Below are 26,974 nucleotides of genomic sequence, written 5' to 3' on the forward strand. Positions count from 1 at the left end.
CGTAACATCTATGCCTTGGGGTTCGCGTAGGCGTGTACGTTAGTAGCGCTTCTACGTTCGGCGGGAACCTGGAAGGTGTAGGAATCGCCATGTGAGAGGTAGTGGACACGCGATGTGAGTTTTGCACCTTCGACGGCGCGCTGGAAGTCCTCAAGGGGCGACTTGAAGACAGTATAATCATTGTAGTGGATGGGGATGGAGGTCTTGGGATTGATAAGCTTTACGGCTTTTAGCCCCTGCTTTGCGTCCATCGTAACCATCAGGCCCATGACGCGTGTGCCGCCGAGGTGGAAGAGCCCTAGGTCGATATTAGGATAGCGATAGCGACGAGGAATCTCCGCCAGGTCTTTGATATAGAGAGTATCGCCGCTGATGTACATACGCATCAGCGTCTCACCGCTGGTTTGCTGGAATTCGAGCATGCTTCCCATGACCGGAGGCAGGAGTTTTGCGAGTGGCCCTGGAGCGTGCTTGCCGGGCATGGCCGTGATAGCGAGCTGTTGCGCGCCACGCTCCCAAATGAAGGTCTCCCAGGTGTTGAGGGGATAGGTGGTTATAAAGCCCTTTTCTGCCAGCGCGCTCGCGGCCTTTGGCGTTGTTACAATAGGCGTATTCTTGGGAAGCTTGCGTGCCACCAGGCGGTCAAAGTGGTCCTCGTGCAGGTGCGAAAGCAGCACAAAGTCCAGGCGTGGCAACTCTTCCAGGTTCAGCGCCGGACAGGTCAGGCGTTTTGAGCGCAGCCCATAACCAAGATGCACATGCTCCCCCCGGTGCAGGAAATTGGGATCGGTCAGGAAGGTAAAGCCAGCGTACTTGACCAGCACCGTCGCTGTACCGACAAAAAAGATCGATCCCTGCTCTAATTGCGCGGGCGATTGTGTCGCAGGTAGCACAACGCGATGAACATACGCAATACGCTTCTGGTCACTTTCCTTCTTTTTGCTGCTCATAGCGGTGCTCCTCTTTTGTGACTGATGGGAAATACCTGTAAACTGTTGTGCGTCCGCTCTTGATTCGGTAGGGACCTCCGCGATGAATCGGGAGGCTAGCGCGTCCAAATGCCAACTTTGGTAGGGACCCGCTTTAGCGCGTCCAAAGGCCATTGATGGCAGTGCGGCGCAAGCTAAAACCTTGTAGCGGGCAACAGACATTCCACCACCCAACATGGTGCCATGGGAAGCTTTTGGCTAACGCCGAAGTGCGATGAATTGCCTTCGGACGCGCTGAAGCTGGTCCCTACCGAAAAGATATTGCTGCTTATTATATACTTGCTGATCTTTGTGCATATTTAGTTTGTGCGCTCTTTGTATATACATGTCACGTCAGGAATAGTGCGCAGCGTTACAAATTACTCCTGAAACCCAACAATAGCCGCGTACGCAAGTAGCGGGTTCCCCTCGCAACGGTTATAATATGCAAAGTGGAATGAAAGGATTTGTTGATGGCGAGTGATGAGAAGATCGTAAACGACCGTTACGCGCAGCAACTGATGACCCGCCTCACGGAATGGTCGGACTATAAAGAGCGTATTCAGGCCGAGCATCAGATTATGCCCAGACCAGCGCGGCATGCCAGCGTGGCGGATGAGGTACAGGCCCTGCTCCCTCCCGGTATCACACAGCTCTATACCCACCAGCACGAGGCGCTGACACGTGCGCTGGATGGCGAGCATGTGACCATTGCCACCGCCACTGCCTCGGGGAAGACCTATGCCATGGCGCTGCCCTCGCGAGTGCGGCGGCATCGCCAGCAGGGCGCGACCCTGTTGTGCATCGCGCCGACGCGGGCCTTGATCCAGCAGTGGCAGGAACGGCTTCAGGCCTGGGACGCGGACCTGCGCGTGGATGTCTACACGGGCGATACGCCTCAGTCCGAGCGCGCCGCTATTCGTACACGCGCTCAGGCCGTCATCACCACGCCCGATATGCTGCACATGGGGTTGCTGCCCTATCATCGCTCCTGGTCGAGCTTCCTCTCACGTCTGCAAGACGTTATCGTTGATGAGTCGCATATGTACCGGGGCGTCTTTGGTAGCCATGTCGCGCTGATCCTGCGGCGGCTCAAGCGTGTCCTGGCCCTGCATGATGCGCAACCTACCTTTATTTTCGGCTCGGCCACCATCGGCAATCCCGAGGATCACGCCATCCAGCTCATCGGTCAGGATGTGAGCGCTATCACCGAGAACGGCGCGCCTTCGGGTGGACGCCTCACTCTGCTCTGGCAGCCGCCCGATGCCCAGAGTTATGTCGAGGAGGCGGCGGGCCTGCTGGCCTTCTTTATCACTCAGGGCGTGCGCTCAATTCTCTTTGGCCAGGCTCGCCAGACGGTCGAGCGTATGGTGCGCTATACCCGTAACAAGCTGCCATCCTATCTACAATCCAAGGTCCTGGCCTATCGCGCGGGCTATACTCCAGAGCAAAGGCGCGAGATCGAGCGCCAGCTGGCCCAGGGTGAGATCTTAGGCATCATCTCGACCAGCGCCTTAGAGGTGGGTATCGATGTGGGAGACCTGGATGTCTCAATCGTCGCGGGCTTCCCCGGTAGTATCTCCAGCTTCTGGCAGCAGGCGGGACGCGCCGGGAGGCGTAACCGCAGTGCCTTGAGCATCTTCGTCCTGCGTGAGGATGCCCTCGACCAGTACTTCGCTGCCAACCCATCGATGCTGCTGGATCAGCCTGCCGAGCGTGCCCTGGTCAACATCAACAATCCCTATATCTTTCCACAGCACCTGCTATGTGCGGCCTTCGAGCAACCCCTCTCCCTGGCGGACCAGCAACTTTTTGGCGCGGCCACCGCGCGTACGCTGGAGCTGCTCGTCGAGGAGAAGAGGCTCGTCAGGCGTGGTGACTACTATCACCTGCGCGATCCACGCAAGAGCGTGGCCTTCCAGGTCTCGCTACGCCAGGTGGGGGTGCGTATCCCCATCATGAGCCTGAGTAGTGGCGGCAAGGAGCGCCTACTCGAAGAGACCGACATCTACCACGCTATCAGCGAGTGCCATCCAGGGGCCATCTACTACTCCCAGGGCGCCGCCTACGAGGTGCAGCGGCTGGACCTCTCGCAGGGGCGCATCGAGGTCTTACCCAATGAGACCCATTTCTACACGGAACCTATCGTCCAGACTGATGTCGAAATCCTTAAGAGTGAGCAACACCAGCAGCGTCCACAGCTTGAGTTGTATTCCGGGCAGGTTCTGGTCACACGCGAGGTGCAGGGCTTCAACAGGAAGCATAACCAGTACCGCACCGTTCTTGAGCAGTGCGAGCTGGAGGAGCCCCTCTCCGCGCCCCTGGAGACCAGGGCTTTATGGATGCTTATCGATGACAGATTTATCGATGCCCTCATCAAGCGACGGCTCGACCCGGCGGGCTCGCTGCATGCCGTCGAGCATGGCATGATCGCGCTGCTCCCGCTCTTCGTCCTGGGCGACCGCCGCGACGTCGGCGGTGTCAGCATCGTGCCATTTCATCCCCAGACGCGTAAGGCCACCATCTTCATCTACGATGGCTATCCCGGTGGCATCGGTTACAGCGAGGAGGCTTACAGGCAGTGGCACGCCCTGGCCCAGGCCACCCTGGACACCTTGCGCAAATGCGAATGCACCAGTGGCTGCTACGCCTGCATCATGTCGCCCAAATGCGGCAACCAGAATCGTCCCCTTGACAAAGCCGGAGCCATCTACCTGCTAGAGTGCCTGCTGGAAGGTGACAAATAAGGATAAGTAGCCGCGTACGCCAGGGCGCAGCCCCAGTAGCCGCGTACGCAAGTAGCGGGCCGCCCGCTACTTGCGTACGCGGCTACTCGTTGATGGCCAGGACGCGGAATGTCTGGCGCTCTACGAGTACATCGATATGTTTGGCTCTGTCTTTGTTTTGAAAGGTGCTGACCAGGGTGGGGATGCCTGCGTGTTCGATCTGGTTGCCTTGATGCCAGGTGATGCGTTTCTGAGCCTTCCAGAAGCGTTGGACCTGGGGACTGACATACTTCTGTGCCCTGCTTTAAACGAACGAGTTGGCAAACTGACGGAAGTCTATGGCTTGAGGGAAGGGCCAGCGATGGCACTGCTGATCTGGCTCATCCACCTGGCTAGTTGCTCGGGTGGACAGGGCTGCTCTTGCTCTAACCACCAGGTGGTCGCGCCAATTCCTGCATAGGCGATACAACTGAGTCTTAGATCGATTTGAGGCGCGTCGGCCTCTGGTTCTGTGGGGGTCTGGGTAGAAAAAGAGCGAAAGCGTTTCTCCGTATTCTGGCGAAAGCGTTGCGTGAAGTGGGGGTCACCTTTCGCGCTGAGCATCACACGATAGAAGTCAGCGTATTGTTGAATGTGCTTGAGCAGATTAAGGGGGCCAGGGGAGGCCTGTTCTTGTTTCTCTGCTGGAAAGTTCTGGTCTTCGGTTAGCTCATAGATCTCGTTCATATACTGTTCGAGTAAGTCATATTTGTCCAGGTAATGGCGGTAAAACGTTGAGCGGTTGACCATGGCTCGTTCTGTAATATCTCGCACTGTGAGCGTAGCAAATCCTTTCTCTACCGTGAGCTCGATGAAGGCTTGCTGGAGCAGTTTGCGAGTGCGGCGGACGCGTAAATCCTCTGTTGTTTCTAGTTTTTGCGTCACTTTTCTCTCCTTTGTCGCATATGCAACATTCTAAGTTTCTTTGCTGATTGACGCATCATTGTATCTCCTGGTAGGCTTTTTATGCAACACTCTGTTGGATAAGCAATGCCTCAATGCTTAGTTTTAAAGGAATTTCTTGAAGGAAGTACAGAAGGAAAGTCTAAATGGAAGAGAATACAAAAGTTCGTTCTTTACAGGAACGCATTGGGTTATCGGTTGTGCCCGCTGATCCGGCAACGCTTGTCGCAAGGCTTGTTGAGATTGAGGGGGCGGGAGTTGACCACATCTGGGTAGGCGGTCCGCCCTGGAATCCAGATTTGCTCACAACACTGACGGCGGCAGCGATGCGCACGACGCATCTCAAATTAGGAACTGCCATCGTGCAGATCTTTTCACGCCATCCTGTATTGTTGGCTCAGCAGGCTTTAAGTCTAAACGCCCTGGCTCCAGGTAGACTGCGGCTAGGTCTTGGTACAAGTTCGCCAGAGTTCGCGAAGAGCGTGTACGGCGTAGAAATGGAGCGACCTCTCTCCTATCTGCGAGAATATACTCAGGTGTTGCGTTCGCTACTCTATCAAGGCGAGGCTCATTATCAGGGGCGCTACTTTACGACTGATGCCTCATTGCATGCTTCAGCGCAGCTTCCCTTGCTTATCGCAACGCTTGGACCAGGAGCATTTCGCCTCGCTGGCGAGGTTGCGGATGGTGCTCTCTCCGTTATGTGCCCGCTTCCATACTTGCTTAATACGGCCCTTCCAGCCATGAGAGCAGGGGCGGACGCAGCTGGGCGACCCCGGCCGCCGGTCGTGGCTCATGTGCAGGTAGCCTTTACAAAGGATCGTGCCACTGCTTTGCAGATAGGGCGTCAGGCGATGAGCGTTTATCATACGCGCTCGGCCTATCGTAATATGTTTGTTGCGGCAGGTTTCTCGCAACAAGAGATCGATACGGTCTCGGATAGTTTCATTGAAAGCCTGCTGGTCTTTGGAGATGAAAGTAAGATACGAGATCGCCTGCTGGAACTACTTGAGGCAGGAATTGATGAGCTGACCCTTGGCCTTGTTCCAGTCTCAGACGCAAATCAGGAAGGAATCCAACTGGCACGGCTCATCGGCCAATTATGAGTGTTAAACTTTAGGCGCTGATGCTCAGAGCAAGCAGGTATACCTGACTGAAGAAAGAAGTTCACCTTCCAGTACGAAGGCGATAGTGACGCAGAGGAAGCCACAGGTATGCATGCTCAGAATGATGAGATTCTAAGTTGGAATGGCTCGGCAGGTACGCCGAATGGTATTCGCGCCATTCTATGTGATGTTGGCGGAGTGCTTATCCATAAGCGGCGGTCGCCGGATTTGCAGCGGTGGGAGCCAAGGTTTGAGGGTTCGCCCCTGGATTGCCGCTCGCCATCTGGCTTTGTGAGTCGAGCCAGCGGGCCATGGTGGGGCAGGCGAGCGTCGAGGATGTCTGGCGCGAGATTCAGCAGACCTATGGGTTGATGGATGCAGAACTGAGCGCCTTCAGAGATGATTTTGAAGGTGGCGACTATGTCGATGGCGTGTTTGTACAATTCCTACAGCAGGTGCGCCAGGCCAGGAAGATCGCGCTTTTGAGCAATGCCTGGCCCGACGCTTGCCACAGCTTTGGCAACACCTCCGGCCTGGCAAAGCTCGCTGATATGATGATTCTCTCTTACGAAGAGGGGCTGGCGAAGCCTGATCCACGGCTGTATGCCCTGGCGGCTGAGCGGCTTCAACTGCCTCACGCATCCATTGTATTTATCGACGATTATCTTCCGCACGTCGCCGCGCAAGCCTGTGGCATGCACGGCGTTGTCTTCGAAACACGCGAACAGGCGATTGCCGATTTGCAGGCGTTATTGTATAGTTGATGGTAAGCATGCTAGCGCGGCGGAAGGCGTAGAATGCCCTCGTAGACTGGGACGACACTGCCGCCAAAGTCAACGGACAGCGCGTCATCCTGGCGCTGGATATGGACGTGCAGAAAACTCTGGCGTCCCATCTGCGTTCCCTGTTCTACGACCAGTTCTGCCTCATCCTGGCAGGGGACCAAGCCATGCTGGGCGAGGTAGGCGCCGAGGGGACCAGCAGCGCTCCCGGTCGCGGAATCTTCGACGATGCTGCCCTGGTAAGGCTTGAGCATACGCGCGAAGGCGTGAAATCTCCCCTGCTCGTCGGCCTGTGGCTCAGGGGCGAAGATGTACAGCTTGAGCGAGGATACACCCGCGAAATTTGTACGTAGCTGTGCCATATTGACCTCGACCTGCTCCACCAGGGAGCGGCTGCGCAGGGGAATATAGACGAAGGCGTTCCCGGTCGAGATGAGCTGGATGGGAGCCTCTGTGAGGAAATCAGTGGCGCGTAGGCCCAGAGCTTCCGCGATAGCCTCGCGGTTCTCAAAGGAGGCTTGAAAGGTCAGGGGAGGGAGCGTGGTCCAGAGAAATTCGGGAGCAGACGGCTCGCCCGAGAGGCGGACGGTAATAGGTCCCACGCCCTCTTCCAGTACGATCTGCTGTGTGTTCGCCGGAAGAAGATCATTGGTAGCGAGCACAAAAGCAGTGCCGAGCGTGGGATGACCAGCAAAGGGAATCTCGCCAGCGGGCGTAAATATTCTGACCCGGGCATGCGAGCCAGGCTGAGATGGCGGAAAGAGAAAGGTTGTCTCCGAGAAATTCATCTCACGCGTAATGGCAAGCATCTCTTGCTCGGTCAGGCCTGTGCCGTCTAGAAACACGGCTAGCTGGTTGCCGCCAAAGATATGATCGGCAAAGACATCTACCACGCGGAAGTGGTAGGGGCGCGAATTTTTACTGTGCATATATTTATACGCGGTGCGGCGAGAAAACCACGAGGTCTTCAGCCTCGTGGATGAACGCCGTATCTTACTCCTATCCCTGACTTTCAATAGACTGGCGAATAGTCTCCTGGCTTGCATTCCCGATAGTGCAGCAAAAATACCCACCACTCCAAAAAGTTGGTAGAGGAGAAGGAACTTGGTCAGGGCAATCGCATCTAAATTTTCAAGCGGCCTGTAGAGAGCATCTATACAGCAGAGATTTAAAAATGGGCTTGTTAGGGCATGGCTTGTAGAGCCAATTCCCCAAATTAGATGCGATTGCCCTGGGAACTTGGTAGGATTTTTTGACAGGTCATCCATGAGGAGCGCGCACTCACTCTCTTCATCTTCTCAAACTTGGGAATTGGTTTCAAATCGACCTTTTTCCCGTCTATCATCATCAAAATGGCATAACCAGTAGACATACGGCCTTTGATAAAGTATTCCTGACCCTGGTAGCGCACTTTGTCGAATTTGCGAAAGCCCTGGATTTTCCCTGTTGTGATCCGTTGCTCGCTTCGCTTTCCTTTGGTTTGCTGATACTCTCCATCTGGAATGCATTTCTTGACAAGCACCGTTTGTATCTGAAAAACAGGCTTCTTTCCGCGTGTGGCAATCATGGCGGCATCAAAGACATGTTCTTTGGGAAGTCCCGCAAGCAATCGATGTTCTTTCGTCACGAAGCCCCACGTTTCTTCCGCCTCAACGCGTTTCAGCAATTGCATGCGGATGCTGTTCATCTGGGTGGCATGCAGCAGATTCCCTTTTTTCTTGCCGGTGCGCTTGAGCGTCATCATTCCCGCGTGAAGGGCTTCATGACAGGTCTTGCAGAGTGTCAAGAGATTGCTTTCCTCATCGCTTCCGTGTTGGCTACGAAAGATGATGTGATGGACTTCGAGTCGTTGATCCTTTGATTTCCCCCGGCAGTGTTGACAGGTGTAGCCATCTCGTGTCAGCACATAGGCTTTGGTATTCGCATACTCGTAGTTCATCCCTTTTTGATACAGCCACTTCTTTCGCAGCACCTCCGGGTTTTTGAGTGCATGTGGGTCAAAGGTTCCTGTTTCCAGCACCATGGACGTGATTGGCAACAAAGATTGCGCAAAGCGGATTTCTCGCAGATGGGCATCGATCTTGCTTCTCATGGTTGGGGAGAATCGCCCGATCTTGATGGAATTCCTCCGATTCAACCAGCGTGCAGGCCGATAGCGTGTCTTTCGGTTGCGGCGATCTCGGCGATGGGTGGCTCGTGCTTTCATCGTCGTGGCAATATCATTGCGCACTTCTACTTCAGAAAGATACAAGATGCTGCCCTGTTCGCTGGCGACAGCCGAACCAATCACCGCACTCCCGGTATCCACTCCCAGGGTCAAGGGTTGTGTGTAAGTACACTCTGGCTGTGCGTACAACTTGATCGTAAAAGGGATTCTGCGGACGACTTTGGCCTTTCCCTCTTTGAGTAACAAACGAGCGATCACCGAAGAGCAAGGCATAAGCGGCGTCCTATCTGGTGATACAACATAGACTCTCTTCATACGATTCCTTTCGGAAAAATGCTCCGGCAAGCGCCGGGTGATGCGTATCTCTGCACTGTGACCATGCAGAGAATCCGACCTCATCTCGACAAGGTTCAAAAGGCTTGTTAGGCCTGGATCACCGGACCTTTCCTCAGCCCTACTTAAATCCAGGCGACAGAGCAGCGGTCTGATGCGTCAACCGCAGGTGTCATGACCTTTCAAACGGTCTCACCATTTCTGATGAGGAGTCTGGTGAACTCAGGCTTCTTGCGAAGCCCCTGAGTCTTCAGCTCAGGGGTAGTTCACCCATATCGGTATTACTCGTCAGGTGTGAGATTTTCTGGGTTAGTGGCGAAGACGGCTGTGTAGCCGCAGTCGAGGCAGGTGGTAGTGCTTACCTCGGATGTTCTGAGCCTGCCCTTGAACCAGTTACTCCTGCGCTCAGGCTGCTTAATGCGGATGTAGGGCGGGTTAAGCCATTGGTCATCTCCGGCTATTTCAGTTATCGTCTGCACACGTCTCCCGCCGCATTCGGGACAGGGCTTAATGGATTTCATATAGTACTCATTCCTCCTTCTTGCTCTCTAGATATAGTACGATGCTTTTGGCTCGACATCAAACACGAATAGCGTAAAAGGGTAGAGTTGGATGGCTGCTGACTTGTGATGCTAGTTGGCAACCATTCAACTCTACTGGAAGGTGTAACAATTTGGGGGGCTGAAGCGATAGTATCATATGGTGCAATAGAAAAAACTGGAGAAAGCATTCATGGTCTTTTTGGTCTTCTTTGTGCTCAATACCTACACAGCCTCCTCTCTGCTGGCCTTAATCATCAGCGTTCTCGTGATTGCACTGGCGACGAGAGGTGTTCGCAATAGGAGCAAATTCGTTGGGGTTGCTTTCACTACTCTCTTTGTCACTCCATGCGTTGTCGCACTCACCTATCTGTTCACTACCTGGTCGTGGACGGCATACGTCCTGGCACATGATTTTCATACATCGCTGCTCCTCTATGGATGGAGATTAGCCATTGTGCCTCATATCGTGGCAGCCGTCGCGCGAGCGTTGCTTCCGGCGTCCTGGTTTCCCAATGGAGTGGTCGGGGGCGTGCTTGGGTGTGCTTGCGGTGTGCTCGTTGGGATAAGACACAGCAGGCGTCCTCAGGCGGCTACTGTAGCCGGGCCTACACGTTTCTCCAGGCGGACACTTTTTCTGGGAGTGCCTCTCGCTTTTGGAGCACTGGCATTGCCCGAGATAGCTATAATGGCGCTGAGTCGTCATGGTCTCGGCGGTTTCTTCTCGCTGGCTCCACGTCGCTCGCCCACTCCAGGGTCAACGCCTTCACAACCAAAGCCACGGTTGAATTCTGTTGCGCTCTCGCCCGATGGGAGTCGTGTCGCTTTTGGAGAGAGTAATGGTCTCTTACAGGTCTGGGATGTGCGGTCCCAGGTACCGTTATTGACCCTTAGTCGTTCAAAGACTTCCATCGAAAGTGTAGGCTGGTCGCCTGATGGAAAGTATCTTGCCTCGTCGGGAGATGCTGGCCTTATTTTGTGGGATGCCAGGAATGGGGCGTTGTTGAAAACATTGAAGAGCGACAATCCTCATCCGGGTTCTCTTTTTCCGCTGGGATGGTCACCTGATAGCCAGTTTATTGCTGCGAGCGACTACTGGGCGGGTCGTGTGTACGTCTGGCGCGTGGCAGATGGGAGCCACCTTTATACCTGTGATGGTATCTCGGCGAACTGGTCACCTGATGGCCACTATCTGCTCACTGGCAGCGGCCCCGATGGTCCGTTGCTGGCCTGGGTGAGGGATGCTCAGACGGGGAAGCTGCTTTTTATCTATGAGGGGTTTGGTCAAGCAAGCGTGTTCAGGCAAGGGGGAAACTTTTCTGATATCCTGGCCTGGTCTCCCGATAGCAAACGCATTGCGATAGGCGTGGGTGATACTGTTCACATCCTGGATGCACTTGATGGGGGAAACCTCAGGCAGTACCAGATGCCTAATATCGGCGCCTTGATCTGGCTGCCTGGCAGTGGACTGATCGTAAGTGGGGATAACAATGGACAGATCGCCAGTTGGAACGTCACCGATGGCAAGCCTGTTCATACCTACAGACCAATTAATCCAAATGTTCCCTCACGCACTTGGGCATTGACCAGTACGCCCGATGGAGCATTCATCGCCGCCGGTTTTCTCACTGATCCCCCTGAAAAACTTGTCCAGGTCTGGGAAACGCATAGCGGGAAGCTCCTCTTCCAATATTAGCCCAAAGCATAAATGAGGCAAGACAAAGGCCATAAATGGTCCGAGGAATCTCGGGACCGCTTATGGCCTTGGCTTATCTTATGTGCTTATAGGAGGAAGAACTAGGCAGTCACTTCCAGGCCCAGGCCGGCGGCGACGCGCTGGCCGTACTCGGGATCGGCGCGGTAGAAATGCTTCAACTGGCGCTCGACAATCTCCTTGTTCTTGACGTTGCGCATATGACCGACGAGGTTGTTGACCAGGTGGGTCTTCTCTTCCTCGCTCATCAAGCGATAGAGCGCGCCCGGCTGCGCGAAGTCATCATCCTTCAGCTCATAGGCGAGGCGCTCAGCGTTGCCGCTGAAGGTGTCCTGGTGATCGCCGCGATAGAACTCGGGGGCTGCATTAGGACCATCGAAGCTGTTGGGCTGATAGTTGGGGGTCGCGCCACCATTGCCATCGAAGCGCATGGAGCCGTCGCGGCGATAGTTGTTGATCTCAACCTGGGGACGGTTAATGGGCAGGTGCGCGTAGTTGGTGCCGACGCGATAGCGATGGGCATCTGGATAGGCGAAGATGCGGCCCTGGAGCATCTTGTCAGGCGAGAAGCCGATGCCGGGAACGATGTTCGTCGGCGCGAAGGCGGCCTGCTCGACCTCGGCGAAGTAGTTCTCCGGGTTGCGGTTAAGCACCAGGCGACCAATCGGGATCAGTGGATAGTCGCTATGCAGCCAGACCTTGGTTACATCGAAGGGATCGAAGCGGTACTTCGCCGCCTCTTCTATGGGCATGATCTGTACAGAACAGGTCCAGGCGGCCTCTTTCCCGCTCTCGATATGCTCGAAGAGGTCCAGGGTCGCGAAATCAGGATTGATGCCCGCCATGGCCGTAGCCTCTTCGTTAGTCCAGTTCTCAATGCCGGCCTCGGTCTTGAAGTGATACTTGACCCAGACCGCTTTGCCCTCGGCATTGATCCACTTGAAGGTGTGCGAGCCAAAGCCATCCATATGACGGTAGGTCTTGGGCGTGCCACGGCTGGAGAAGAGGATCGTGATCTGGTGCAGGGCTTCTGGCGTCAGCGAGACGAAATCCCAGAAGGCATCGGGATCCTTGGCGTTGGTCTGTGGATTGCGCTTCTGTGTGTGAATAAAGTCAGGGAATTTGATGGCGTCGCGCAGGAAGAAGACGGGCGTATTGTTACCAACGAGATCGTAGTTGCCCTCTTCAGTATAGAACTTAATGGCGAAGCCGCGTGGATCGCGGGCGCTATCCGCCGAGCCCTTCTCACCACCAACTGTGGAGAAGCGCACAAAGGCAGGCGTCTGTTTGCCAACGGTATTGAGGAACGCGGCCTTTGTGTACTGGCTAACGTCGTGCGTGACCTCGAAATAACCATGCGCGCCCGCGCCCTTGGCATGGACGATGCGCTCAGGAATGCGCTCGCGATTGAAATGCGCCAGCTTCTCAACGAGATGAAAATCTTCTAACAGCGTGGGGCCAGGATAGCCCACGGTAAGTGAATTGGTGTTATCTGGAGCGGGAATACCGAAATCAGTCGTAAGAAAACGCTTATCTTGTTCCGTCATGTCTCTGCGGACACCTTTCCAAACTGGCCATGTGTGGAACATGACCAACTAAGCTTATTAGCTGTGCCGGAGGGTCCGGCCTGCTAGCCATGAAAATGCAATCGTGAATGCCGCTTCACAGCGGTTAGTTTCGCTCGCACGATTGAATAGCATACAATTGAAATGTATGATATGATAATAGCATGGCAGTATATTTTTGTCAATTTAATTGTGTACAATGAAATGTAGTACTGTGGACCGACGCTGCTAAAGCACGCGTCTACATATAGACTGGATATGTAGACGCGTGCTTTAGCAGCGTCGGCACAGCTGATCTTTTCTTGTCCTTATTCAAGAGGTTCTAATGACTCCATCGACATCGCCCGAGGAAGCTTTAAAGCTCGACAACCAGCTCTGTTTTGCTCTCTATGCCGCTACCCGAGCCATGATGAGCACCTATCGTGGTCTGCTTGAGCAACTAGGCCTGACCTTTCCCCAGTACCTGGTTATGCTGGTGCTCTGGGAGGTAGGCCCGAGTACGGTCAAAGATCTGGGGCAGACGCTCTACCTGGACTCTGGTACGCTTTCGCCACTCCTGAAGCGCTTGGAGGCGGCTGGCCTCATCCATCGCACACGCAGCGCACGCGATGAGCGCGCCGTCGAGATCAGTCTGACCGAGGCTGGGCAGGCTCTCAAAGAGCAGGCCTTCCCCGTCCCAGGCCAGTTCAACTGTCGCGTTGGCCTGGAGGCCAGCGAGTTCGCCCACCTGCGCGGACAACTCCGCGACCTGGCCGAAACCCTCACGCTCAGCAACGAACTCTCCACCACTCAAAGCTGTACCCCGGAACAAATCGGGTGAAATGCAGGGTCGATGCAAGACATTACTTAGAACCACTTCAATCGTGGATGCCCGTTCGAGCAACCTGATGTGGTATGCCAGCAGAGTCGATCATGAAGTGCCTCTTGACAATGAGAGAATTGTTGGCTATAGTTTAAATGTGAAACCGGTTTCAGCAGCATAAACATGAATTTTGTTCGTCCAATGCAAGGATGCAGGGATACGAATATGCAAGGATGCAGGGATACGAATATGCAAGGAATGCTCAACCCTTCCGCTTTTATCTCCCGCAAACTCCCCTGCTCATTGCAGCCACCACGCACCCCTTACCCGGCGAGTCGCGCCGGGGCGAGAAGTCACTTCCTCATTCTTTTCCGTATCTTTTTATAGTATCGAACAACTAGACCACATGATGTTAGTCTAAGTGTTCGACAACAGTTGAAAATGGAATTTCAATTTTGTCATGCTGAGCCTGGTCTCGGGTGACAAGGAAAGAGGGATCTGATGTTACGCCGCTTTGTTCTTCCTTGTGGGATTATCCTGAGTCTCCTGGTCGCGCAGAGTCTTATGCTCTTTAAAGTCCCAGTTGCTCATGCTCATGCGCTGGCGACCCAGAATCTCGTGCAGTATGTGAACCCTTTTATAGGTACCGCGAGTAGTAATGCGCCTAATCCGGTGCCAGGAGGGAGCGGTGGCAGCACCTATCCTGGTGCAGTCGTTCCCTTCGGCATGGTTCAGTTCAGCCCTGATACGCCCAATGGCTCCCCCTCTGGCTATGCCTATAACGATAACACCATTCAAGAGTTTAGCGTGACGCATTTCGATGGAGCTGGTTGTGCCAATAATGATGATCTTCCCATCCTTCCCATTACTGGCTCCCTTGGCGCATCGCCTGGTAGCAGCTGGACCAGTTATAGCTCTACCTATACCAAAAGCAATGAGAGCGCATCCCCTGGCTACTACAAAAACAAGCTGGATAAATACAATACCCAGGTCGAGCTGACCGCGACGACGCGCACTGGCATGGCCCGGTTTACCTATCCTAGCACGAGCCAGGCGACGGTTCTGCTCAATACCAGTCGTAGTGCGACGGGTAGTCGTAGTGGTTCTGTGCAGATCAGCGGCAGCAGCGTGACCGGTAGCGTGACCGCTGGCGGCTTTTGTGGATCGAGCAAGACCTATAAAATCTATTTCGCGATCCAGTTTGACCAGACTCCCACGGGCGTAGGCACCTGGTCGGGAGGAACTATCTCCGCTGGTTCTACAAGCACAAGTGGTACCAATACGGGTGGTTACCTGACCTTTAATACAAGCGGAAACGCCATTGTGCAGATGAAGGTCGCTCTCTCGTATGTGAGCATTGCGAATGCTCAGCAAAATCTTGCCAGCGAGAATGCGGGCTGGGATTTCGCTGGCGTCCAGAGCAATGCGAGCAATACCTGGAATGCCATGCTCAATCGTGTGCAGGTAAGTGGGAACTCAACAACTGACCTGACCGAGTTCTATACCGCGCTGTATCATACGGTTCAGAGTCCGAACGTCGCCAGCGATGTGAACGGCCAGTACCAGGGCTTTGATGGCGCGGTGCATACGGCGAGCTCTATGACGGTCTACCAGAACTATTCAGGGTGGGATATCTATCGCTCGTGGACCGCGCTGGTCTCCATGATCGCGCCCAGCGAGATGACGGATATCGTGAAGTCGATGGTGCTCGATGGCCAGCAGGGGGGTGAACTACCGAAGTGGTCGCAGGAGACGAACGAAGACTTCATCATGACGGGCGATCCCGGACCTATTATTGTGTCGAGCGCATACGCCTTTGGTGTGCGTAATTTCGATACGGCAGGCGCCTTTGCCTTGATGGACAAGGTGGGCAGTGATGTCAATGCGACCACGCAGGGAAGCCCGATTCGCGGGAATCTCGGCTCCTATCTCAGTCAACACTATGTGGCTGGCGATGCCTCGGACTCTCTGGAGTACTCGGCCTCGGATTTTGCCATCGCCCAATTCGCGAAGGCGCTGGGCAATACCAGTGCTTATAACACCTATATGAGCCATGCCCAGTGGTGGGAGAATGTCTTCAATCCAACCACCAGCTACATTACGCCCCGCAATAGTAACGGTACCTGGGCGGTGCCTCTCAACCCGGCGAGCGGCTCCGGTTTTACGGAAGGGAATGCAGCCCAATATACCTGGAATGTGACCTACAATGCGCAGAGCCTGATTAATTTGATGGGCGGTAACGCCACGGCGATTCAGCGATTGAATCATCTCTTCACCCAGGTGAATGCCGGTCTCAGCCAGCCTTATTACTACATTGGCAATGAGCCTGAATTCGCCACGCCCTGGTTCTACAATTTTGCTGGCTATCCTGCGGGGACACAGACAGCGGTTCGTAGCGTGATGACGGGCGCCTTTACCTCTGCGGCCGGAGGCCTGCCTGGAAATGATGACCTGGGTGCGACCTCTGCCTGGTATGTCTGGGCCGCCTTGGGTCTCTATCCAGCCACCCCTGGCGCTGATACCTTAGTCCTGCATGGACCTCTCTTTAGCTCCGAGACCATCCAGCTAGCAGGCAGCAAAGTGCTGCAAATCAATGGCTCTGGCGCCGGTGATAGCGCCCCCTATGTGCAGAGCTTGAATGTGAATGGCGTTGCAAGCAATCAGGCATGGCTGCACTACAGCGATATTGCCAATGGCGCAACCCTCGACTTCACCATGGGGAATAGCGCCTCGAATTGGGGCGCCAGTGGGACGCCTCCCCCCTCTTTTAACGATGGCTTTACTCCGCCACCTGCGGCCCCGGCCCTGGGGACGAATCTGGCCCTCAACAAAGCCACGACCGGTTCCACTGCCTGTGCCAGTAGCGAAGGGGCAGCCAATGCCGTCGATGGCGCCTTGAAGGGCAATAGTAAATGGTGTTCGGGCGTGACTCCCTCCTCGCTCGTGGTCGATCTCGGTTCAGCCCAGACGGTTGGCTCCTTTGTACTCAAAAACGCTGGCCTGGGCGGAGAGACCACGGCGTGGAACACCAATGCCTACACGATCCAGTTGAGTACCGATAACAGTAACTGGACAACGGTGGTCAATGTCAGTGGCAATCAAGCCAGTCGCGTGTACAACACCATCACGCCGCGCAGTGCTCGCTATGTGAAGCTGAACGTCACCAAGCCCACCAGCACTACCGATACCGCGACCCGGCTTTATGAGCTAGAAGTCTATAGTGCCGGCGCGGGGGCGCCCTCATTTTCAACGGGCTTCGAAAGCGGCGATCCGCAGTTGACCTGGACAAATACCGTTGACACTGGCAGCTATCCCCATGGCGGGAGCAGCAACGTGACGGGCATTTGTTGTAGCCTGACTGGCCCAGAGACGGATATACGTAGTGGCGAAACCCAGCATACGGGGAACGTGGCCCTGATGTATTCCGGTCTCACCCAGGGAGCCTCAAGCGAATACGCGTATATGAAGCTCTTTGACGTTAGCTCACGCAATATTGCTGTAAACACCAATACCACGCTCACGTACTGGATCTACCCGCAGAGCACGGCGACCAGCAACCTGGTCAGCGGCAGTAACAGTACCTGCGTGGCGTTAGACCTGATCTTCAGCGACGGAACCAACCTTCGTGACTCCGGCATCGTCGACCAGAATGGGAATCGCAGCCATCCCGCCTATCAATGCAACCACCTGACGCTGGATACATGGAACCAGGTGACCATCAACCTGGGATCGCTTGCCACGGGCAGAACGATCACCAGTATTAACCTTGGCTACGACCAGCCCAACAGTAGCGGGGGCTACCGTGGCTACGTCGATGACATCGTAATCCAGTAAATCGGCTTGCGGGAAACGGCTTCCCAAGTCGGTAGGGACCAGCTTCAGCGCGTCCGAAGGCGATTAATCGCACTTCGGCGTTAGCCAAAAACGTCCCGATGGAAGCATGTTTTGAGAATTATTGCATGTTAGAGAGCAAGAAGGCGGCTTGCGCCGACATGCCATACATGGCGTTCGGACGCGCTGAAGCTGGTCCCATTGGCGTCAAGATAAGAGTTGCCTGCTTGGTCCCACGCCCATGCAGGGACGGAAGGGAGTGCTTCTCAAGGGCGCACCTACCTTCCGTCCCTGCTGGGCGTGGGGCATGGCAGGGAGAGGGAGCCACCCAGCCGGGGGGGCCTGGTAGGTGCGCCCTTGAGAAGCACTACCAAGGCCCCTCCGGCATGGTGGCGGACCTCGCGTAACCCATCCTGCAGAAGCGTAGACTCCTTCACTTGACGCCAATGGGACGCGCTGAAGCTGGTCCCTACCGAGAATCTTGCGTCTTATCGTTTGTATGACCCTACAACTTAATCCGATTCTTGGAGGGAGACCAGAATGCGAAAACGACCATGGATGTTTGCGCTTGTCATGTTAAGCATGTGTCTTGTCGTGCTGCTGCCGAGGCCTGGGCTGGTAAAGGCAGCCTCAAACGTGACGACCGATTACAATGCCAACGATGAGCAGGCTGTCACGGCCCTACAGAATTGGTATAACATTAATGCCGGCAACTGGAACTCATTAAACCGCTGGCAATGGGCCAATGCGGTTGATGCCCTGGAGAATACCTATACGCGCACAAACGGTATGGAGTATGGCTACGGGTTGAGTGATACGTATGATCAGAACGTCAGCGGTAATTTTATCAATGACGCTGGCTATGATGATGAGGGCTGGTGGGCGCTGGCCTGGATTCGCGCCTATGATGTCACTGGCAATAGCCGCTACCTCTCCATGGCGCGAACGATCTTTAACGATATGGCGAGCAATGGCTGGGACACGACGGTCTGTGGTGGTGGCATGTGGTGGAATAAGGCCAAAACGTATAAAAATGCCATTACCAACGAACTCTTTCTGACCATCGCTGCCCGCCTGCATCAGCGCACGGCTGGCGATAGTGGGAGTGGCAGCTATCTCAATTGGGCCACTACCGAATGGACCTGGTTTAGCAATAGTGGGATGATCAACACTTCAAACTTGATCAACGATGGCCTCTCCAGTGCGTGCGCCAACAACCAGGAGACGACCTGGACCTACAACCAGGGCATCATTCTGGGTGGCCTGACGGACCTCTACAAGATAACCGGCAATACTAGCTATCTCACGAAAGCCGAGTCTATCGCTAACGCGGCGATCAGCAACCTGATCTCGTCGGCAGGTACCTTGCGCGAACCCTGTGAACCCTCCTGTAATGGCGATCAAGAGCAGTTCAAGGGTCTCTTTATGCGCAACCTTGCCTACCTCTATGACGTGGATCATCAGCAGACATACTTTCATTTTCTCGCCACCAATGCTAATTCAATCTGGGCCAATGACAGGAATAGCAGTAATCAGCTAGGCCTGGCCTGGAATGGCCCCTTCGACTCGGCAACCCCGGCCAAACAAAGCTCCGCTATGATTCCTATGAGTGTACTGGCTGAACCATGGACGCAGGGGGCCGCGTTCGCTCGGGGAGCGCAAGACCCGGCCTTTGGACATAACCTGGGCGTTGCGGCTGGTTCACAGGGATGGGCCTGTAGCGCCAGTACCTGTACGACCGCGAACCATATGGTGTACGGGCCATATATCTCGTATCTGCCGCCTGGCACGCATACGGTGCACTTCCATCTCAGTGTTAATGCCACCAGTTCCGTGACCGCAAGCCTGGTAACACTGGACGTGCGAGATGCAAATAATGGCAACACGCTCGCGAGCAGCAGCGTGCCCTGGAATGCCTTCACGACCGCCAATGCCGCGCAGGACTTTGCATTGACATATACGAATGCAACACCTGGCGACTCCGTCGAGTACCGCATTTACTGGAACAATGTTTCCGGCGCACCAACGTTGACCGCCTCGGATATCGTCGTGGATGGTGGAACCTCCAATTGGGTTGCCAGTAACCTCAATCACAATATTGGGCGTCTCGATAGTCTCAACGCCTGGGAAGTAGATCCCACCAGGGATACGCACTCTGATTTCTTAAGTTGGGGACCCTATACCGCCATGCCTGGGGCAGGCAACTACACGGCGTCATTTGAACTCAAGGTGGACAACTTCAATCTTGACACATCAACGGTGGCCACTATTGATGTGCGCGATAATGAAACGGGCCAGGTGGTCGCCTCACAGAATATCCTGCGCAACAACTTTCCGAATACGCTCTACCAGCTGTTCCCCCTCAACTTTAGTGCCGTCAGTGGGCACCACTACGAGTTTCGCGTCTTCTGGGACTATAGCTCCGGCGCTCCACGCCTGACCGAACGCGGTGTGTATGTCCAGCCGACCATCCATGATACGAGCGTTACTCTCCCTTACAATACGCGAGGTATCGGTAATTCCGCGGGCGATGCCAACCTGGATGGCGTGGGCGACGCGTTCAAGTCCACCATTGGCACATCTGTCTTCGCCAACTACCACCGCTACTCGATTGGGCCAACGCAGGCGGGCGCCAACAACGTCTTGCGGGGCGGCTCCAATGTGAGCGTCAATCTCCCGAACAACGCCTATCAGGAGGTCCACATCCTGGGGACAGCCATCAACGGGAACCAGGTGAATCAGCCCTTTACGATTACCTATACCGACAACACAACGGCCACGCAAAACCTCTCCCTCTCGGATTGGTTCGCCCCCGCGCCCCAGCCCTATGAGCGCTTTGCCGTCGCCCAGGATACCCGCTGGGGACCTTCCTCAACGCAATATGGCAACATCCACCTCTTTGATTACACCATCGCGCTCAACAGCGGCAAAGCTGTGAAAAGCCTCACCCTGCCCAACAACTCAAACGTCGTGATCATCGCTATTACCCTCACGACGAACGGCTAGAGCCTATAGACAGAGTAGGAGGTTCATTCCTGGTTATTACGACCAGGAATGAACCTCTAACCGTTTTCTGGAGCTTTCTGGCACAAGTGCAATGGGATTTGTCCAATGTTGTTATAGCGTGCATTATATAGGGTTATTTCTGGATTTCCACACGGTCTCTTTTTATGTCGTGAAGTGGAAGCGATATGTGCCTGGTAGTATACGTGGGCAGGTGAAAAGGTTCTCAAATGAGGAGCGAGATCAAAAGGTATGTGGAAAAGTAAGTAAGAAGGTGTAAATAGGAGTATTTGGATCTCGTTACGAGCTTTGGATTTTTTAGTTTAATGAATGAAAAAGCGTCTATATTTAAGGGAAAGATATTTTAGGAGGGTAAACATGCGTACTGTAAAGCCAGCCGATAAATTTTTTGATAAAATTATCGGCTTTTTTACCTTAATTAGACTTGTGCGAATTATAAAGGCCATACCTTTCGTCATATTGGGTGCTTATTTAGGCAGCAATAATTGGCACGATATATTTACTATCAAAATAGTATCAGGTGTTCTGGTTGTATCGTTAACGATGGCATTCAGTTATATTATCAACGATTTGAGAGATATAGCCGTTGATGCTATAAGCAAGGCAGATCGTCCACTTCCTTCTGGAAAAGTGACCCCTCAGGAAGCCAGGATATTAGCTATAATATTCTCTGTATGTGCCATTTGTATATCTATCACTTTAGGGTCGCTGTTTGCTCTATTTACCTTATGTACGATTTCAGTTAGTTTTTCATACTCTTTTCGTCTAAAGAATACGGTGCTATTAGGCAATATAACCGTGGCCATCTTAGTGGCATCCATTATTATTTTTGGCTCACTTCTTACGCAAGGTCCCGGATATAAGACTTGGATTATTGCAATTCTGGCTTTTCTGCTTCTCTTTGAGTACGAGATCATTCATTCAGCCGCAGATAAGGAAGGTGATATTGCTGCTGGTCTCGCTACCACAGGTACAGTTTTAGGTACGCCCCAGATTATTCGCCTATGCCAGATCATTGCGGCAACGTACGTTCTATTTGCCATATTACCATGGCTCTTGGGGCTGGCATCTTTCTGGTATTTACTCAGTATGGCGCTAGGCGTTATTTTACCTCTTATTGGAATCGTTTATATCGTTACCACCAAACCTACGACCAGCTCTTTTCATTCCTCAGAAATCTTTATTGAATTCCTTTGGGTTACAGGACTGATACCAATAATCCTTTTAAGGTAAAGAGTTTTTGGACAGATTAAACGGAGAGAAACCGCGATGTCTCAGATCCCAGCAGACTTCAAGGTGAAGGTTGGTGTTCAACTTCATCCTCAACATATAAGCTATGAGAATTTTGCAGAAGCGGTTAGTATTGTTGATGAGATGGGGGTAGATAGTATATGGAATTGGGATCACTTCTTCCCGATATATGGAAGATCACAAGGTAATCATTTTGAAGCCTGGACTCTTCTTGCTGCAATGGCAGTGCTTAGCCAACGGGCTTACATAGGTTGTCTAGTGACCTGTAATGCATATCGTAACTCTGCTCTTCTTTCCAATATGGCAAAAACCATTGATCACATCAGTAACGGTCGACTTATCCTAGGCCTTGGAGCAGGTTGGTTTGAGCGTGATTTTCAAGAATATGGTTACCAATTTGGTTCTAACGGAAGTCGCTTAGCTGAATTGGAGGCATCTCTCCCAATTTTATTGCATCGATGGCAAGTAGACATGCCAAAACCAATTCGTGGCACTATTCCTATTCTTATAGGTGGTGGAGGTGAGAAGAAAACACTTCGTATAGCTGCTCAATATGCCAATATCTGGCATGGTTATGGAGATTCTGAGATACTTCTTCACAAGAGGCAAGTTCTTCATCAATGGTGTCGTAAATGTGGTCGAGACCCTCAAGAGATAGAGTGCTCTACTACCGTAAGAAATCCTAGTGAGCAGCGTCTTGAGGAATTAGTAAGTGTTGGAATTACGCATATAATCCTTGCTATGAAGTTCCCGTGGGATTTTGCCACATTAGAACGTATCATTCAATGGCGTAACCGTTTCTATAATACTTCCACCTAGGAGTTTTTATGTCTGCTAAGCCTCCATTTCTTGAGAGAAATTTGCAAGATTTCTCTCAAATATTTATGACGTATTATGGGATAGTTCAGGGATTGACTTTAGGATACTTGTTACTCGTTAGTATTGATCCTACTATCAAGTTAGATTTTCAACGCTGGACCTTAGTATTTACTATGTTTCTTGTTGTCTATGCAAATTGGTTGCAATACGCTATTAATACTATAAACTTTCGTTGGATACCTGGTATTTGGGATGCGACCATTCCAATGTCAGCAGGATTGGCCGAACTCTATTCAATACATGCAGCGGCTTATGAACCACTAAGTCATTGGTTTTTCGGTTTTAGCATAATTGGTCTATTGGGTTGGCTTGCATATAGCAATTTTTATCGTGAAACAAAAAAAATTCAAGAGAATAAGAGTATAATGGACTCAACAAAAATATATAAATGGATTAATTACAGTATTTGTATTTCTGGTTTTTTCTCTGGAATATCTATGGGTACCATCTTGCAACAATATTCCTTTCTTCCATTTAGAAATTTTATATCTTTGAATATGTTTGCAAATGTAGCAGTTTCTTTATTTGCATTTACTGTAATTGTATTTACTATTCAAAGTGTTATGTACTGGCATTCCTTGAAAGAACATATTAATTATATAGAAAAACGCGGTAATTTATTAATATCAAAAGAAGAGCCTGCAAATACAAATAAATATGCTAATATTTTTCAAAAAGGCGTATCATCTACGAAATATATGGCCGCTGATCATTCTGATGAAAATACTTCTAAGTATTCAGGGATAATAAAAACACTTCTGTTATTTGCTATTGCTTTGATATGCGTAAATGCCTTTATGTTAAAACTGATATCCTCTTTGAGGGAAAAGAAGGCGGTATAGAACAAATTACATATCCACAGAGCGTCTATTGTAGACGCAAGTCGATACTATAATAGACCCGCTAGGAGCATATGCCCCTAGCGGGTCCTGGCTCTAGCTTCTTCTGTTCTATTCTGTTACTAACTTCCAGGCGATCCCCGTGTGCGACAAAGTATGCTGTGGCGCAACGATGGATGCATGCTTCTGGGGAATGAGCATCCCGTTATTTGACAACCTTTAATGATGCTCAACTGGTACTCCGTGGGCTACGCGCAGGCGCCTGTGGTTACCTGCTGAAAGACTGCGACCTCGAAATTCTGCTCACCGCCATCCGCAGAATGAGCCAGCAATAAAGAAAGCGATAGGAAGGTATATGCAAGCATACGTCTTCCCACCGCTTTCGCAGTAGTACAAGGCCCCTAGCCCACCCTCACCTGAAGGATATAACCAACCTTTAGTAGTAACAAGAAGTGATGCTCAATGCATTTGTGACAATGCAGGACAAAACAATAATGGGGGTGAGCTGTCCACGCTCAAGAGTCCACATTCAGGCGTGGCGCCTTAAGGTTCGCTTTATATCTGCCAGGCTACCAACTTGTACGCTGTCCGCATTGGTTCAGACTTCTGAAAACTCGGTCGTCCAGTTGGTGGCTTGTATTTGTGTATCAAGCTCACGCCGCTGACGCGCCAGGTCATCATATTGCTGGCGCAACTGACCAACCGAGACCGTTGTTTCATAACGAAGTTCGCTGTGGCTATAGCGCTCTGATTTCGTGGATGCTGCTTCGATGACGCTCATCAGAACACTTTGCTGGAGCGAGAATATGTCGCGCTGGGCAATAGCCTTGGTGAGTGTTTTGCCATCGGGAAGTTGCGTCTGAAGATTGAGGCGATTGATCTGCATGATGAGGGTGACTAATTGAGCAAGAGGCTGTTCAAGCTCGCGAAATAGAACATCGGGATTCTCGGGTGGCGTTTCGCCTTCCTGTACTTTTGCGCTTCCAACCAGTCTCGTACGAAGGAGTTCCACGCGCCTTTGCAGGTCTGCGCGGATGACGAGTGCTTCGGCTAATTTCATAACGGAGTGGGAGCTGCAGCTTCACTTACTCCCTGCTGGGCCATAAGCTGAAGTTCAGTCGCGAGTTTCTCGGAGTCTTCGTACACATAATCCTCAACGACGCGTCCCCAGCGCAGGCGGAGGAACTGCATCCCAACATTGTGGTAGGGCCTGCCATCGCTCAATGTCGTCTCCACCGAAAAGTGAGTCGCCACAACTGTATTCCAGGGCCAGCCATTCACCAACATCGTATGTGGTTGAAATTGAATGCCGGGAAGAAGCTGGTAAAAGCGCTGGAACCATGCTCGTACAGGCGCTCTATCACGGTAGTCGGCACCAAGGGCGTGCTTTCCCAGGAAGACAAAATGAACATCGGGAGCAAACCTTGCGAGCACTGACTCATAATCCCCCTGGCTGAGGCTTTTAAAGTTCTTACGCAGTATCTGTTTGAGAATGAAGTGATACATGAAATAGACCTCCTTGTTCATAGCATGCGCGGCCTGACATTCCCTCTTCTATTCCTTTTGCTCTTCCCTCTTTTCAGGAAGATGGTCAAGGGAAGCTAAAGCGGTCTGCGCCCAGCGCAAATCAAAGTGGAGCTTTTGCAAGCCATAATCTAATGTAAGCAGCCAGTAGGGCAGGTCGGATACCGCATTGTAGGTTTCCGCATACAGCGCGGCGCTGGTGGGAATCGTCTGCTCAAAATGCGCAAGCTGCTGCTGGAGATCAGCAATGCGTTGTTCGAGGACCTGTTTGAGTTGTCCTTTGCTCAATTCGATACCAAAGAAGACCTGACCCAGCCACGCCTCATGCGATGATGCAAGCCCGTGAGGCGTGGCTAACCAGTCCCGTAGCACCTCAAGCCCCTTCTCCGTAATATGGTACATCTTCTTGTCGGGCCGCTTTTCCTGAGCGACCCGTTCGATTTCTACCCACCCCGCCTCGTGCAGTTTGGCGAGTGAGCGATAAATCTGGCTTTGCTCGGTATTCCAGAAATGCTCTACCGATGCCTGGAATGCCTTGTTGAGGTCGTAACCAGACTGAGGGCCATATTTGAGTATGCCCAGAATCAGATGGGGTAATGACATAATCTATCCGTACTCGCACATATATGTATTTGCATATAATATAACCAAGGCGCAGCCCTTTTGTCAAGGAACTGCAGGATTCGCCACATTTGACCTACCCACGCTTAAAGCATTGCATAAACCCATGCGATAGAGTATGCTAAAGGCTCCCAGAGCAGTCACTTAACATCCAATAAATTCGATAACACCTCGTACGCATCAATGAGGAGGCAAGGATGCAAGCACAGGTCGGATATTCTCAAGCGCGCAAGCTTCTCGTGTGGGGTCTAATTGCTCTATCTATCGCTCTCATCAGTGCGATTGCAGAAATACCGCTTTCAATTCAGGCTAACCAACTAACACATGTATCTAGTGCAGGCCTGGTCGATCCCCAGCCAGATGCGCCTGTCACCTGTAATGACAAGCCCATGCAAACTGACGAGATATGTCAACTTAGAATAACCTACAACGGCACGACCTCAAAAATAGACAAAACATATGACATGCAGAAGAAGATACAAAGTGATGGTCGCATAAATGCTATTGTAGAGCAGAAAAATAAGGCGATTGATCAGCAAGAGGGAATCCTGAATGCAATAGGTGTGCCCCTGAGCCTCATCCTGCTAGTTAGCTTTATTACTGCTATCATCCTGCTCGTAAAATACTTCAACACCCGTCGCAGAGTCAGAGTATCGACGAGCACAAACCTTTAGTAGTAACAAGACGTGATGCTCAATGCCTTATTTCTGATCCTTTCCAGAGAGTTTTCAGCGCTCCAGTCAGAACCCACGGAAAGCGGGCATAAACTGCCCGCTTTCCGTGGTAATCTAAGAGAAAAGAAGCAAAAAGGAGCCCATTCTATGGCTGAAGACAACTTTACGCTCACGACGTACTACACTATCTGGAAAGAGTATCAGGAGCACATCAAAGGGGCGATTGCTCCGCTCACCGCTGAACAGCTTGCGCTGCGTGCCACGCCTCACCTGCGCTCCGTTGGCGAGAACGCCATGCACATCATCGGTGCCCGTATCGGCTGGTTCATCATAACCCTGGGAGAAGAGTTTGGTGAGGAGATGAGTGCGTACCTGAAGCGAAACGAGGTTGCGTTGCGACAGGGGACACCCATCCCAACCGCAGCCGAACTGGCTCAGGGTCTCGACCTCACCTGGCAACTCATGGCGGATTGCCTGGCTCGCTGGAGTCCCGCCGACATGCAACAAACCTTCCCCGATGAGATGGACGGCAAACAGGTCTACCTGTCGCGCGCCTGGGTCGTCGGGCATGTGATGGAGCATGATATGCATCACGGCGGCGAACTCTCGCTCACCCTCGGCATGCACGGGGTTCCAGCTGATTTCCCTGGCTAGAGCCTGTGAAAGACTCAACGAAGAAAGCAATGC

The 26,974-nt window shown here is 52.6% G+C and carries 21 protein-coding genes and 2 pseudogenes; 13 read left to right on the forward strand and 10 right to left on the reverse strand.

Going from position 1 to position 26,974, the window contains the following annotated elements:
• Positions 1-8: 8 nt before the first annotated feature.
• Positions 9-950: an MBL fold metallo-hydrolase gene (locus KTE_RS32385; protein ID WP_201388912.1), complete on the reverse strand. Its 942-nt coding sequence runs from the start codon at positions 948-950 to the stop codon at positions 9-11.
• Positions 951-1,441: 491 nt separating this feature from the next.
• On the opposite strand from KTE_RS32385, the gene KTE_RS32390 reads away from it, so the two are divergent.
• Complete coding sequence (locus KTE_RS32390; protein WP_201388914.1) at positions 1,442-3,715, forward strand: DEAD/DEAH box helicase; 2,274 nt, start codon at positions 1,442-1,444, stop codon at positions 3,713-3,715.
• Between the two features lie 315 nt (positions 3,716-4,030).
• On the opposite strand, the gene KTE_RS32395 is transcribed toward KTE_RS32390, so the two are convergent.
• The gene (locus KTE_RS32395; RefSeq protein ID WP_201388916.1) at positions 4,031-4,618 is read right to left on the reverse strand and encodes a TetR/AcrR family transcriptional regulator; all 588 of its coding nucleotides are present in this window, start codon (positions 4,616-4,618) and stop codon (positions 4,031-4,033) included.
• Positions 4,619-4,782: 164 nt separating this feature from the next.
• Between KTE_RS32395 and KTE_RS32400 the strand changes: the two genes are divergently transcribed.
• Together KTE_RS32400 and KTE_RS32405 are read left to right on the forward strand one after the other, a co-directional pair.
• Positions 4,783-5,742 (forward strand): LLM class flavin-dependent oxidoreductase, encoded by a 960-nt coding sequence (locus KTE_RS32400; RefSeq protein ID WP_201388918.1) that lies wholly within the window; start codon positions 4,783-4,785, stop codon positions 5,740-5,742.
• A gap of 269 nt (positions 5,743-6,011) precedes the next feature.
• Positions 6,012-6,506, forward strand: coding sequence for an HAD-IA family hydrolase (locus KTE_RS32405; RefSeq protein WP_201388920.1), 495 nt, complete (start codon positions 6,012-6,014; stop codon positions 6,504-6,506).
• An 11-nt stretch (positions 6,507-6,517) separates the two neighbouring features.
• On the opposite strand, the gene KTE_RS32410 is transcribed toward KTE_RS32405, so the two are convergent.
• From KTE_RS32410 to KTE_RS32425, 4 genes and pseudogenes are all read right to left on the reverse strand, one after another.
• The gene (locus KTE_RS32410) at positions 6,518-7,453 is read right to left on the reverse strand and encodes a PhzF family phenazine biosynthesis protein (RefSeq protein ID WP_201388922.1); all 936 of its coding nucleotides are present in this window, start codon (positions 7,451-7,453) and stop codon (positions 6,518-6,520) included.
• Between the two features lie 70 nt (positions 7,454-7,523).
• Positions 7,524-7,601: pseudogene (locus tag KTE_RS49915) on the reverse strand (IS200/IS605 family transposase); the annotation flags it as partial.
• Positions 7,602-7,740: 139 nt separating this feature from the next.
• Positions 7,741-9,006, reverse strand: coding sequence for an RNA-guided endonuclease IscB (gene iscB, locus KTE_RS32420; protein WP_201388925.1), 1,266 nt, complete (start codon positions 9,004-9,006; stop codon positions 7,741-7,743).
• 299 nt (positions 9,007-9,305) lie between these two features.
• Positions 9,306-9,545, reverse strand: coding sequence for a hypothetical protein (locus KTE_RS32425; RefSeq protein WP_201388927.1), 240 nt, complete (start codon positions 9,543-9,545; stop codon positions 9,306-9,308).
• Positions 9,546-9,756: 211 nt separating this feature from the next.
• On the opposite strand from KTE_RS32425, the gene KTE_RS32430 reads away from it, so the two are divergent.
• On the forward strand, positions 9,757-11,259 hold the full coding sequence (locus tag KTE_RS32430) for a WD40 repeat domain-containing protein (RefSeq protein ID WP_201388929.1): 1,503 nt from the start codon (positions 9,757-9,759) through the stop codon (positions 11,257-11,259).
• Between the two features lie 101 nt (positions 11,260-11,360).
• Here the strand turns inward: KTE_RS32430 and KTE_RS32435 are convergent, their stop codons facing one another.
• Positions 11,361-12,824 (reverse strand): catalase, encoded by a 1,464-nt coding sequence (locus KTE_RS32435; RefSeq protein ID WP_201388931.1) that lies wholly within the window; start codon positions 12,822-12,824, stop codon positions 11,361-11,363.
• 343 nt (positions 12,825-13,167) lie between these two features.
• Here KTE_RS32435 and KTE_RS32440 point away from each other — a divergent pair, with 343 nt between their 5' ends.
• The 7 genes and pseudogenes from KTE_RS32440 to KTE_RS49055 all read left to right on the forward strand — a co-directional run.
• Positions 13,168-13,662 carry a MarR family winged helix-turn-helix transcriptional regulator gene (locus KTE_RS32440; protein ID WP_201373664.1) on the forward strand — a complete coding sequence of 165 codons (495 nt, stop codon included), beginning with the start codon at positions 13,168-13,170 and terminating at the stop codon, positions 13,660-13,662.
• Positions 13,663-14,145: 483 nt separating this feature from the next.
• Positions 14,146-17,478 carry a GH92 family glycosyl hydrolase gene (locus KTE_RS32445; RefSeq protein WP_201388933.1) on the forward strand — a complete coding sequence of 1,111 codons (3,333 nt, stop codon included), beginning with the start codon at positions 14,146-14,148 and terminating at the stop codon, positions 17,476-17,478.
• A 537-nt stretch (positions 17,479-18,015) separates the two neighbouring features.
• Positions 18,016-20,481 (forward strand): glycoside hydrolase family 76 protein, encoded by a 2,466-nt coding sequence (locus KTE_RS32450; RefSeq protein WP_201388935.1) that lies wholly within the window; start codon positions 18,016-18,018, stop codon positions 20,479-20,481.
• 375 nt (positions 20,482-20,856) lie between these two features.
• Positions 20,857-21,732 (forward strand): UbiA family prenyltransferase, encoded by an 876-nt coding sequence (locus tag KTE_RS32455; protein ID WP_201388937.1) that lies wholly within the window; start codon positions 20,857-20,859, stop codon positions 21,730-21,732.
• A 36-nt stretch (positions 21,733-21,768) separates the two neighbouring features.
• Complete coding sequence (locus KTE_RS32460) at positions 21,769-22,569, forward strand: LLM class F420-dependent oxidoreductase (RefSeq protein ID WP_201388939.1); 801 nt, start codon at positions 21,769-21,771, stop codon at positions 22,567-22,569.
• 8 nt (positions 22,570-22,577) lie between these two features.
• Positions 22,578-23,471 (forward strand): hypothetical protein, encoded by an 894-nt coding sequence (locus KTE_RS32465; protein ID WP_201388941.1) that lies wholly within the window; start codon positions 22,578-22,580, stop codon positions 23,469-23,471.
• 206 nt (positions 23,472-23,677) lie between these two features.
• Positions 23,678-23,794 (forward strand): annotated as a pseudogene (locus KTE_RS49055) (DNA-binding response regulator); the annotation flags it as partial.
• Positions 23,795-24,066: 272 nt separating this feature from the next.
• Here KTE_RS49055 and KTE_RS32470 read toward each other — a convergent pair.
• From KTE_RS32470 to KTE_RS32480, 3 genes are read right to left on the reverse strand one after another with little or no spacing between them, the layout of a single operon-like run.
• Positions 24,067-24,528 carry a DIP1984 family protein gene (locus KTE_RS32470; RefSeq protein ID WP_201388943.1) on the reverse strand — a complete coding sequence of 154 codons (462 nt, stop codon included), beginning with the start codon at positions 24,526-24,528 and terminating at the stop codon, positions 24,067-24,069.
• On the reverse strand, positions 24,525-24,974 hold the full coding sequence (locus tag KTE_RS32475; RefSeq protein WP_201388945.1) for a nuclear transport factor 2 family protein: 450 nt from the start codon (positions 24,972-24,974) through the stop codon (positions 24,525-24,527). Before KTE_RS32475 ends, KTE_RS32470 begins: the two co-directional genes overlap by 4 nt.
• Positions 24,975-25,022: 48 nt before the next feature.
• On the reverse strand, positions 25,023-25,595 hold the full coding sequence (locus tag KTE_RS32480; RefSeq protein ID WP_201388947.1) for a PadR family transcriptional regulator: 573 nt from the start codon (positions 25,593-25,595) through the stop codon (positions 25,023-25,025).
• Between the two features lie 215 nt (positions 25,596-25,810).
• On the opposite strand from KTE_RS32480, the gene KTE_RS32485 reads away from it, so the two are divergent.
• The gene (locus KTE_RS32485) at positions 25,811-26,287 is read left to right on the forward strand and encodes a hypothetical protein (protein WP_201388949.1); all 477 of its coding nucleotides are present in this window, start codon (positions 25,811-25,813) and stop codon (positions 26,285-26,287) included.
• A gap of 147 nt (positions 26,288-26,434) precedes the next feature.
• Positions 26,435-26,941, forward strand: coding sequence for a DinB family protein (locus KTE_RS32490; protein ID WP_201388951.1), 507 nt, complete (start codon positions 26,435-26,437; stop codon positions 26,939-26,941).
• Positions 26,942-26,974 lie beyond the last annotated feature (33 nt).

The sequence above is a fragment of the Ktedonobacter sp. SOSP1-85 genome, from assembly GCF_016587415.1.
Classification (GTDB): Bacteria; Chloroflexota; Ktedonobacteria; order Ktedonobacterales; family Ktedonobacteraceae; genus Ktedonobacter.

Coding starts and splice junctions, on each gene's coding strand:
- KTE_RS32410 (WP_201388922.1), bottom strand. CDS start 7,453: ATGCACAGTAAAAATTCGCGCCCCTACCACTTCCGCGTGGTAGATGTC.
- iscB (WP_201388925.1), bottom strand. CDS start 9,006: ATGAAGAGAGTCTATGTTGTATCACCAGATAGGACGCCGCTTATGCCT.
- KTE_RS32440 (WP_201373664.1), top strand. CDS start 13,168: ATGACTCCATCGACATCGCCCGAGGAAGCTTTAAAGCTCGACAACCAG.
- KTE_RS32400 (WP_201388918.1), top strand. CDS start 4,783: ATGGAAGAGAATACAAAAGTTCGTTCTTTACAGGAACGCATTGGGTTA.
- KTE_RS32390 (WP_201388914.1), top strand. CDS start 1,442: ATGGCGAGTGATGAGAAGATCGTAAACGACCGTTACGCGCAGCAACTG.
- KTE_RS32430 (WP_201388929.1), top strand. CDS start 9,757: ATGGTCTTTTTGGTCTTCTTTGTGCTCAATACCTACACAGCCTCCTCT.
- KTE_RS32490 (WP_201388951.1), top strand. CDS start 26,435: ATGGCTGAAGACAACTTTACGCTCACGACGTACTACACTATCTGGAAA.
- KTE_RS32450 (WP_201388935.1), top strand. CDS start 18,016: ATGCGAAAACGACCATGGATGTTTGCGCTTGTCATGTTAAGCATGTGT.
- KTE_RS32425 (WP_201388927.1), bottom strand. CDS start 9,545: ATGAAATCCATTAAGCCCTGTCCCGAATGCGGCGGGAGACGTGTGCAG.
- KTE_RS32485 (WP_201388949.1), top strand. CDS start 25,811: ATGCAAGCACAGGTCGGATATTCTCAAGCGCGCAAGCTTCTCGTGTGG.
- KTE_RS32455 (WP_201388937.1), top strand. CDS start 20,857: ATGCGTACTGTAAAGCCAGCCGATAAATTTTTTGATAAAATTATCGGC.
- KTE_RS32445 (WP_201388933.1), top strand. CDS start 14,146: ATGTTACGCCGCTTTGTTCTTCCTTGTGGGATTATCCTGAGTCTCCTG.
- KTE_RS32460 (WP_201388939.1), top strand. CDS start 21,769: ATGTCTCAGATCCCAGCAGACTTCAAGGTGAAGGTTGGTGTTCAACTT.
- KTE_RS32385 (WP_201388912.1), bottom strand. CDS start 950: ATGAGCAGCAAAAAGAAGGAAAGTGACCAGAAGCGTATTGCGTATGTT.
- KTE_RS32465 (WP_201388941.1), top strand. CDS start 22,578: ATGTCTGCTAAGCCTCCATTTCTTGAGAGAAATTTGCAAGATTTCTCT.
- KTE_RS32435 (WP_201388931.1), bottom strand. CDS start 12,824: ATGACGGAACAAGATAAGCGTTTTCTTACGACTGATTTCGGTATTCCC.
- KTE_RS32475 (WP_201388945.1), bottom strand. CDS start 24,974: ATGTATCACTTCATTCTCAAACAGATACTGCGTAAGAACTTTAAAAGC.
- KTE_RS32480 (WP_201388947.1), bottom strand. CDS start 25,595: ATGTCATTACCCCATCTGATTCTGGGCATACTCAAATATGGCCCTCAG.
- KTE_RS32470 (WP_201388943.1), bottom strand. CDS start 24,528: ATGAAATTAGCCGAAGCACTCGTCATCCGCGCAGACCTGCAAAGGCGC.